This window comes from Nocardia barduliensis (genome assembly GCF_013315795.1).
Taxonomy (GTDB): Bacteria; Actinomycetota; Actinomycetes; order Mycobacteriales; family Mycobacteriaceae; genus Nocardia; species Nocardia barduliensis.
The window spans coordinates 1-9,590 of record NZ_JABLTE010000182.1 but is presented as its reverse complement, the minus strand read 5'-3'; the positions used below and the strand labels follow the sequence as shown (position 1 = coordinate 9,590).

Here is a 9,590-nt window from a genome sequence, read left to right as displayed (position 1 = left end):
GCCCTGTGGTCGAGCCGTGCCCCACCACTTCGGCGGAGCCAGTTCGCACTGGCCGGTCATCGCACACCGGGTGAGGGCGGGACTCCGGAGAGTGTCCGCGCGGTCACTCCCACCCCCGGAAACCAGCGGGAACCCGAGGCCGTGTCGCGGCCGGGTCAGCACGCCGTTCCTACCGGCAGCCGACCACTATCGGACCCGGGCGGTCGCTCCGGCGAGGACGCCGCCGGGCTTGTCGGGCAGCGCTTTCCCGGTGTCCGGTCGCCCGATGCCGGGGTGTTGGCCAGACACGTCGACGCGGTAGGTGTCGAGCGGTTCCGCTATATCGGCAGCCGCCCACACGAATCGATGCCACCACCTGGCGGCCCGGCGCACTCGCACACCACCGCTCGGCGCGACCAGGACGTACTGTTCGACCACACCACCGCGCGGCACGGTGCGAGCGGTCCGCTGGGATTCATCGGCAGTCGCCCTCGGGAAGAGAGCTCGTCCGGCGACGGCGCGTCCGCCGCTCCCGAGTTCCAGGACCTGGTGCTCGCGGGCAGACAGTCCGGAACAGCGGAACGTTCGCTGGTCGAGGAGGCACCGGGGGTGCGGGTCGAGTTGGTGACCTTCGGCAACGGCACCCGCGTGTTCGCGGAAACGTACGTCAGCCCTGTCGCCGCGCTCGAGCAGGTGCTACAGCGGAAAGTCGCTGCGATCATGGACGCGCCGGTCGGGCGTACCTGCCTGATTCTGGAGGACGACACCGTCTATCGCGAGATCACCGCTGGGCAGCCGGGCGACAGCGTGCAAGCGCTGGACCGCGCGATCCTCGGCTCGCGCTCGGCCGAGCGACTCGGCCTTTTCGACGCGGTGACGAGGACCAACCGCACCGCGCGAGAGTGGAACGTGGGCCCGGACAACGAGGTTCGGGGCGGGCGCGCCCCGTCCACTATCGACGCGACGCCGACCGGTGCGTTCGCCGCGACGTTCGTGCGGCATATCGACGGCCGTGAGGTGTGGCAACACCACGGGATGCCCAGGTCGGAGCTCTCGGCCATTCGGGAGCAGGTGGCATACCTGCAATCGTGGATCTCGGATCTTCCGGTACCGCGGGAGAACAAGCTCGCGCTGCACCACATCCACGGCCGGTACATGGACGCGCTGGCGGAGGTCGAGTGGCGCGCCGTGCGCACCCAGGGCGAGAACTCGCATCGCGCCGGGCTCGACGTCGAAGCGCAGACCAAGGCGCGGCTGGTCGAGGCGTTCACCCTCGACTACCCGCACATCACGATCGTGGGGTTCGACCATCCAGATGTTCCCGCCCACGTCGTAGCGGAGATTCTCGGCGGGCTGGACGAGATGCTGACCAGGTTCCCGGGCCGCACCAATATCCGGGGACTGTGGATCGATTACCTGGGTGAGGAGAACGCCGGCGCCGCATCCTTCGCCCAGCGCGACTCCGAATCGACGTTTCGGACCCTGGGGATACAGTTCAGCCTGCGCAATGCGAGCAGGCCGGCATGGACTGTCGAACGCGGTATCGAGATGCGGGAGCGCGGTTTCAATCCGGTCGGTGACCGGCCGTTCCACCACGATGCCGTCCACGAATTCGTCCACGCGATCGATGCCGTGGAGCTGCTGTCGGTGCCCCTGCCGCAGGTGCTGCACGACATCTGGTCCCGGCTGGACGAACTCGAGCTGATCCGAGAACCCGAACACATCTGGCTCGCGCGACTGCCCGCGTACGCCTTTGTCGACCAAACCAAGGCGGAGCTGCGTCCATACGAGGCCCTTGCCGTCGGGTTCGCCGAGATGGACATCCACGGCGCGGCGATCGGCACGCCACAGTGGGCGATCCATCAGTACGTCACGGCGGGTCGGCCACCGCAGATCATCCCCGATCTCGCCGTTGATCTCTCGGCGCAGGGGGATCGAGCCTCCTCGGTCTCGGAACAGGCGAACGACGCCGACCTCACCCGGCCGTCTCGTGCCCCCGATTCCGGCGCCATGCCATCCGGACCGGAGGCCGTCGTCCGAGTCCATGGCGCCGGTCACGAGCCGCCGGGTTTCCGGCAGGAACAGCGGGGGCTGCGGCGGCAGAACGAAGCGGCGGTTGTGCTCGCTCGCGCGGGTTTCCAGGTCGAGCAGCATCCCGTCGAACCCGGTGCGCGTCTGCCCGACTTCCGTATCGAGGGACGGATCTTCGACTGCTACTCACCGGCGACCGGCAAGGTCAGCAATATCTGCTTCGAGATCCGCCGGAAGGTGCTCGTGAAACGCCAGGCCGAGCGGATCGTGGTGAATCTCGCCGACTCCACCGCGGACCCGGTCGAATTGAGTCTGGCGTTGCGGCGGCACCCTATCCCGGGCCTGCGCGAGATACTCGCCATCGACCGGCACGGCACGGTGCTGCGGCTGTTGCCGGGACCAGCGACTGTCATCGGGAACCGGCCGGACACGGGCGACCACGAATTCATCGGCAGCAGACCGTCGCAGCGCCCGCCCGAGCCGCCCGACTCGCAGCCGGATTCGGTGTTCGCGAACGATGTACGTCTACTCAACGAAGCGGTGCGGGACGGGCGGGGACCGCTTCGTGGCGAGCACTTTCCGCTGCCGGGGTTGCGGATGAGGAGCAACGACCCGGGCCGGAACGCGGCCTTGCGGATGTTCTCGCTCTGGCAGGCACATGTGGCCAACCGCGGATTGGGAAAGCTGGTCAGCCGGTGGGATGCGGTGCCGACGCCGGCGTCGCGGCGCAGAGTGCTGGCGCAGCTGTACTTCTGGATATCGCATCAGCGCTACATGCGGCAGGTCTGGGCCGTCGAGCGCGACCCGAGCGTGGTGGGGGAGCACGGAGAAAGCCATCCCGACTACTTCCGCACCAGGCTGGGCGACGACGCGCCCAATATGGACATGGTGGGCCGCCACGACGGTATGCGTGCCGGGGCTCGCCGCGATCCAGGGACCGGAAAGTGGCACGGCGGCGTCGGGACACCGGCGTTCTGGACCATGCTGGCGATCGGCCGTCTCGTCCGGAGCCGGATGGACGTGGAGGCGCCGGGCAGCACGGTGTTGCAGAACGTCGTGGAGTTACCCGGCGGCGCCCGGGTCGAGGGGAACGTGCTGTCCGCTCTCGAGCGTGGCCGGTTCGCGATCGAGACGGCGCGGGCCGGCGATCAGCGGACGATCTTCGATGCCGCCATGACCGAACTGGCCGCAGCCCTCGACCAGCGGTCCCCGCAACCGTCTCCGGAGGTGCTGCGGCGTGTGGCCAACGCGGTCTACCTGCTGTTCCAGGCGCCGCTGATGACGCGGGGCAGCGACGCGACGATCCGCACATTCGCGGCGACAGTGTTCGCCTTCGCCTTCGGCCGCCCGCTGCGCTTGCCGCACGACATCGATCTGCAAGCCATGTCGAGGCGGCAGTCGGACTTCGTCGAGTGGTTTGCCGGATCGCTCGAACGCGGTCTGCGCACGACGGGTGAATCGGACGCGGCGGGTCGCCCGGACGCGCGGAGCGGAACGGAGGAGGACGACCGTCCGCCCACATTCATCGGCAGCCGTCCCCGGGAGCAGTCCGATCCGTCGTTGGACGCCGCGCGGGGGGCGTGGCTCAAGGCGTTGCGGCTCGAACAGGGAATGAAGCAGAAGGACGTCGCGAAAGCGGCGGACCTGACCAATGCCGCACTGTCCAATATCGAGAATGGACGACGGACGTCGCTCGGCACTTTTCAGCAGGTCTGCCGCGCGCTGGGCATCGAGGGCGAGGCGCTGACCGAGGCAACGCGGCGGTTCTATCCGGAGGTCGAACTCGACACCGATGCCGCCGCCCATGATTCGCCGGGTGGCTGGGTCGCCGCGCATCGCAACAGCCGGGGCATGACCAAGACGGATCTCGCACGCGCGGTCGGCGTGACGCCGACCCGGATCGGGGAGATCGAGGACGGTGATCGCCCGCAACCGAACGTCTTCTACCGAATCGCTCGGGCATTGGGCGTGGACCCGCAGGCGCTGGCGGAGGCTACACGTAGCCTCTATCCGGATCTCGTGCTCGATCTCGACCCGGCGGCGCACGATCCAGCCACACCAGGCAACTGGATCGTGGCGCTGCGGCACGACCGGGACAGGACCCAGGCCGAGGTGGCCCGAGCCGCGGGCACGTCGGCGGGATACCTCGCCGGAATCGAGGGTGGAAAATACACCCCGAGCTCGATCATTTTCCGGCGGATCTGCCGGGCACTGGAGGTCGGGTCGGCACTCCTCGCTACGGCCACACACCATTTCTATCCCGATCTCGAACTCGGTCTCGATCCGCGCACCCACGATTCCGCGTCACCCGGCAGCTGGATCGTGGCTCTGCGGCACGACCGGGACATGACCGGGAACGAGCTGACGGACGCGATCGGGCCCGGGTGGGGTCATCTCTCCGGTATCGAGACCGGCAATTATGTGCCCAGATTCGCGGTTTTCCGGCGCATCTGCGAGGTCTTGGGGACCGACGACGAACTGCTGCGGATGGCGATCCGGCACTTCTATCCGCACGTCGATCTCGACCTCGAATCGGCGGCACACGACCTCGGCAGATGGATCACCGCGCTGCGCTACGACCGGGACATGAGCCGCGCCGAACTCGCCCGTGCGACCGGTCTGTCCACGAAGTATCTGGCACAGGTCGAGACCGGGAATCGGCGGCCGCGCTACAGCACGTTCCGGCAGATCTGCCGGGCGCTGGGAGTGTCAGGTGGCCTGTTGATCCAGGCGGCGCGGGACTTCTACTCGGACATCACCGTCGATATCGATCCCGCGTCACACAAATCGCTGGGACGTTGGATCGCGGCGCTGCGTTACGACGAGGGAATGTCGGTGACCGAGCTCGCGCGGCGAGCGCGGATGCCTCGTAGCACGCTTTCCAGTATCGAGAACAATCGCTATCTTCCGCGGCTGAGCAAATTACGGCAACTGTGCCGGACGCTGGGCATCGGTGGAGATATGTTGCTGGAGGCAGTCGATCGTTTCTACGGCGAGCGATACGAGCGATCCGGCTATCGCGAGGAAGAAAAACTGTTCCAGCGGTACGTGGTAACCCGGGTCGGATCCCGGGAAGAGCGTGTGGTCCAGGATGAGATACTGGAAAAGTTCGCCTGGGTGCCGAACGCGGTGGCGCGTCGGGAATCGCCGGATATCCGCGAAGAGGCCACTCATGTCGCCCGGATCGCGACTCTCACCGCGATCAAGAGCCACATCCCCTCCGCATCGTTCGCCGCTCACGCCTGGGCAAGCTGCCGCGGAGCGCTTTTCCGATTCCGTCTCGAACGGATATTCCCGAACCTCGACGACCGCACGCGGAAGATGGTGAGCACGGTAGGTGCTCAGATCGGCAGAATGGTTGCCGAGGGCGAGGTTCTCGACGACGCGGCGATCGCCCGAGCAGTGCGCATGACCGTGGCCGATGTGACGCTGGCGCGCGAAATCCTGGACCAGCCCACGCGGTGGGTCGATGAGCCGATGATCGGCAAGTCCGGCCCGCTGCGTCGCGAGATCGCCGACCCGTCCGGAGCCGGATTCGCCGACACCGACTTCGCGATGACCGTCCGCTCCGCACTGGCCGACCTGGCCGATCCCGCCATGGCGCAGCGGCTGGTCATGCTGCATCTGGTCGAGGGCATGTCCTTGGCGCGCTCCGCCGAGCGGCTGGGATTGGGGACTGCTGCCGCGTCAGAACTTCTCGCCGACACCGTCGCCCGATTGCGCAATGCGTTCGACGATCATGAACCAGCCGACGTCACCGCGAGCGAGCAGACCCGGCCGACACCGTGGAGCGCCGCGAGGGAGCAACCGGATCAGCCGCCCGGTCCGCCGGTGTCGCGCGGCGATTCCGCGCCGGGCGAGGGCACGACCAGGCCGGGCGGGTTCATCGGTAGCAGACCACCCGAACCGGGTGAGTCCGCACGTGGGCCGGCATCGGAGCAGACGCCGGGGACGACGCCATGGTCGCGGCTCTCGGACCGGGATGCCAACGAGGGTGTCGGCGGCGAGAGAGAAACGGTCGGCGCAACGGAATCGCGGGCGGTACCGGAGTACGGTTCCCTCGGCAGCCGCCCGACGGACTCTTCCGATTCGGAGCCACCGGCCTCGGCGTCGCAGGAGAGACCGGCTCCGGTTGCCTCGGCAGCGTGGCCGCCCCCGGACGGCGCGCAGCCGTTCCGGCACTGGTTGAAGGCGGCTCGCCTGGGTCGCGGACTGACTCAGGCTGTGTTGGCCGCTCGCATGGGCGTGCCGAATTCGGCGACGTATATCGGCTCGCTGGAGCGTGGGGTGACGATCACCCGGGACATGGCGGTGCGTCTGCTGGCGGGCCTGGATGCTCCCGACGAGGTGGCCGAAGCAGTTCTGCGGGAGTACTTCCCGGAGGAAGGCGGCGAGTTCCCCGATCCCCGATCCGACCGGTTCCGCCATCCCAAGGACTGGATCATCGCCGCTCGTACGAGCAAGGGACTGTCACGCGCGGAGCTGGCGGCGCGCGCAGGTGTCGGCCTGACCGGTTTGGGTCAAAAAGAGCGCGCGCAGCACCCCCGTGGCGAATCCGGCATCCGTCCGGATTACGCGTTGCGCCTGCTCGCCGGACTGGCCGCACCGAGCGATATCGTCACTGCGTTCATCGGTCGGTTCTATCCCGGCTGGGACGCCGACGAGCGAGGAAACACCGGGCCGGAGGGATTCATCGGCAACCGGCCGAGGGATGACGCGCCGGAGGGGCCGGTGCCTGCGGGGGAGCCGGTGCGCGCCGAAGCGGACACTCCCGCCGATTTCATCGGGCCGGTCGACGCGCGTGCCGGGTTGCCCACCTATACCCCGCCCGATGCCGAGACGCGCATGCGGGCCGATCGGGTGTTGCGTGAGCATTGGGGCGCCGGGGCGAGCCCGGACGATCTGGTGTACCGGTGGCGGCGATCCACCGCGAAACGCGCGGTGACCGCCGCTGAGGAATGCGCGGAGCACACGGCCCGGAACACGCGCCGGGCGCGGAATCTCACCGTGGACGAGGTGCGGGCGCTGGTCCGGGTGTGGCCCGAATTCGTCGGCGCCGCAGGCGGATTCCCGAGTGGTGTGCGCGACCAGGCCAACCGCTGGGCTTTCGCGAAAACGCGGGCCGTACTCGAGAGGGCAGCGGTGACGACCCGGCTGAGCGGTCGGCAGCGGGCACTGCGGGAGTATCTGCTGAATGTCGAGGATCTGTTGATCCGGGCGCGCCAGCGGGCCGCGACGGTCGAGACGCCAGGAGTGCCGATGCCGACCGTGCTGCTCGAGCGGTTCGACACCGGCGACCCGAGCGGCGGCTCGATCATGATCTCGTTCGGTAGCGGAGATCCCGTCGCGGAAGCCTGGCACGTGGACGGCACCGACCGCGATCTGCGCCGCCTCGATCAGCGAATGCAATTGGCTTGCAACCATTATGAAGCGGCGGTACGGGAGAACCCGGAACGCCCGGTCCGGGTGGTGGTGTGGTCCGGGACCGACGGCCACCGCCTGGCGGGCGATCTTGCGGCGCCGCATCCCGCGGTCCGGCCGGAACGCCAGCTGGTAGTACACGGCGACGGCGGGCGGCCCGCGAAGAAGGCTCTGGCACACGAGTGGGTCGCCCGTACCACCGACGCGGTGGTGGTCTGTGGCGAGTCGAATCTGGGGGCGATGAGGGAGGCACTGGCGGGCATTGCGTTGTCCACCGACGTGTACTACGGAATCGATTCCCGGGCGGGCACGGCCGGAAAAGCGAGCAATTTGCCGGGCGTGCAATTCGCGAGCCGGTTTCCTACCGGCGACGCGGGGCGTACGAATGCCGTGCTGAAGGATGTGCGCGATATGGCGCAGCGATATGAGAAGGAGCCGTTCGAGGAGGGGAAGCCGATCGATGACGAATTCCTGCTGTATGTCGACGATCGCACCAAGGCGCCAACGGAGTCGCTGGAGAACATCGGCCGTATCCTGGCGGGTTGTCCGGATCGGGTCGCGCGCCACAATCCCATGCAGGATGGGCGGGTTCGTTTCACCGAATGTATAGAACGCGCCGTCGACGAGCAGACCCGGTCCGTCTATGCCGACATCCTGCCGCGTAACCCGGACAGCGGCATGCCCACGTTGCGCGAGACCGGCAGCGACGCCGCCCTCGCCCGCAGCGCGATCGATAAGCGCGGCGGTCCGGGTGCGGGCCCCGAAGTCCTGCTGCATCGAGGTCTGCCGGACGACTTCACGAGGGCCGGTCGACTTGCGATCGACAACAAACGGTGGTGGAACTCGCTGCACCGCGACGAACAGCGCGCGGTCGTGGCGGTCCATCCTCGGATGGTCGGCAACGCCCCGGGGCTTCCGTCCGAGGTGGCGAACTACGCGAACGACTATCGCCGATATGCCACCGCCTCCGCGATCCGCGCGAAAGGCAGGAAGAACGCCAGTCGGACCGAGCGCCAGATTTTCCGGAACTTGTATGCCGTCGGTGAGGCACTCACCCGTTCGGTCACCGTGCATCGCGACATTCCCGCGCCGGTCGTCACCACCGTGGCGTTGGACCCGGAGGCGTTCGGAGGCAACGGGTCCGGCACGTTCGTCATCGGCAACTGCCGGCTAGAGGACGCCGAACATGTGATCTGGTATGTGGACGGTGTCAACACGCGGCTGCAGTCGGCGCCGACCCGCCTGGCGAGCGCGCGGAATCTGTACGAGGAGTTGGTGCGGGCGGATCCTTCCACCAAGGTCGCCGTGGTGTGCTGGATCGGCTACGAGGCGCCCTCGAACAACAAGGAAGCGTGGGCCTCCAGGCCCGAACTGGCAGAGGCCGGTGGCAGGCTGTTCGCGCGCGACGTGCTGGCGTGGCGCGCGGTGACCGGCGCGCGAATGTCGAAGCTCGGTTACAGCTATGGCACCCCGGTGGTGGCCGAAGGCGGCGTCGGCGGCCGCTTGGACGGCGTCTTCGAACACGGTGTGGTCATGGGCTCGCCAGGGCGGGGTCGACGGTTCGACAGTGCGACGGACGCCAGCTGTCGCAGCACCTGGGTGCTGGCCCAGTCCGACGACCCGGTCACCGGATTCGGTGGGGACGCGCCCGATGCGCGTGGCCGCTTGCTCGGTGACGGGCCATTCGGCCTGGGAACCGATCCGGCCACCGACACCATCGCGACGCGAGTGCGTGCCGAACGCGGTTTCCCGTATTCGCTGGCTCCCTTCGACGGCCACGGCGAGTATCTGCAGTACTCGTTGGTCGGCGCCGCACAGCCCACGGAGTCGTTGCGGCACGCAGCGTGGTGCCTCGCCGGGCGCGGTGACGAGGTGCCCACGGAACGGCACCGGCCCACTGTCGAAAATCCGACGGCGATGCACCGCATCCGCGCGCGGGTGGTCGACGCGGCCCGTGATCGCCGTGCGCCGCAATTGGACGCCGCACTCGCCGCGCCGGGCGATCACCGGTCGCGCCGCGACTTGTCGGGACCTCCCGCGGGAGTGGCGAGCGAAGGGGACAGCGTGCGGTCGGGTCCGGTGCGAGCAGCAGGAGCGGCGGTGGGTCCGTCCGATGCCACGCGGGCGGGGCCGAGACTCGCGGTGCGACTCGGCAAGGG

The 9,590-nt window shown here is 68.3% G+C and carries 1 protein-coding gene; it reads left to right on the top strand.

All coding sequences use genetic code 11. The features are described 5' to 3' along the window. Window positions 1-273: 273 nt before the first annotated feature. A partial coding sequence (locus HOV91_RS37385) for a helix-turn-helix domain-containing protein (protein WP_174189930.1) occupies window positions 274-9,590 on the top strand: 9,317 nt, incomplete at its 3' end.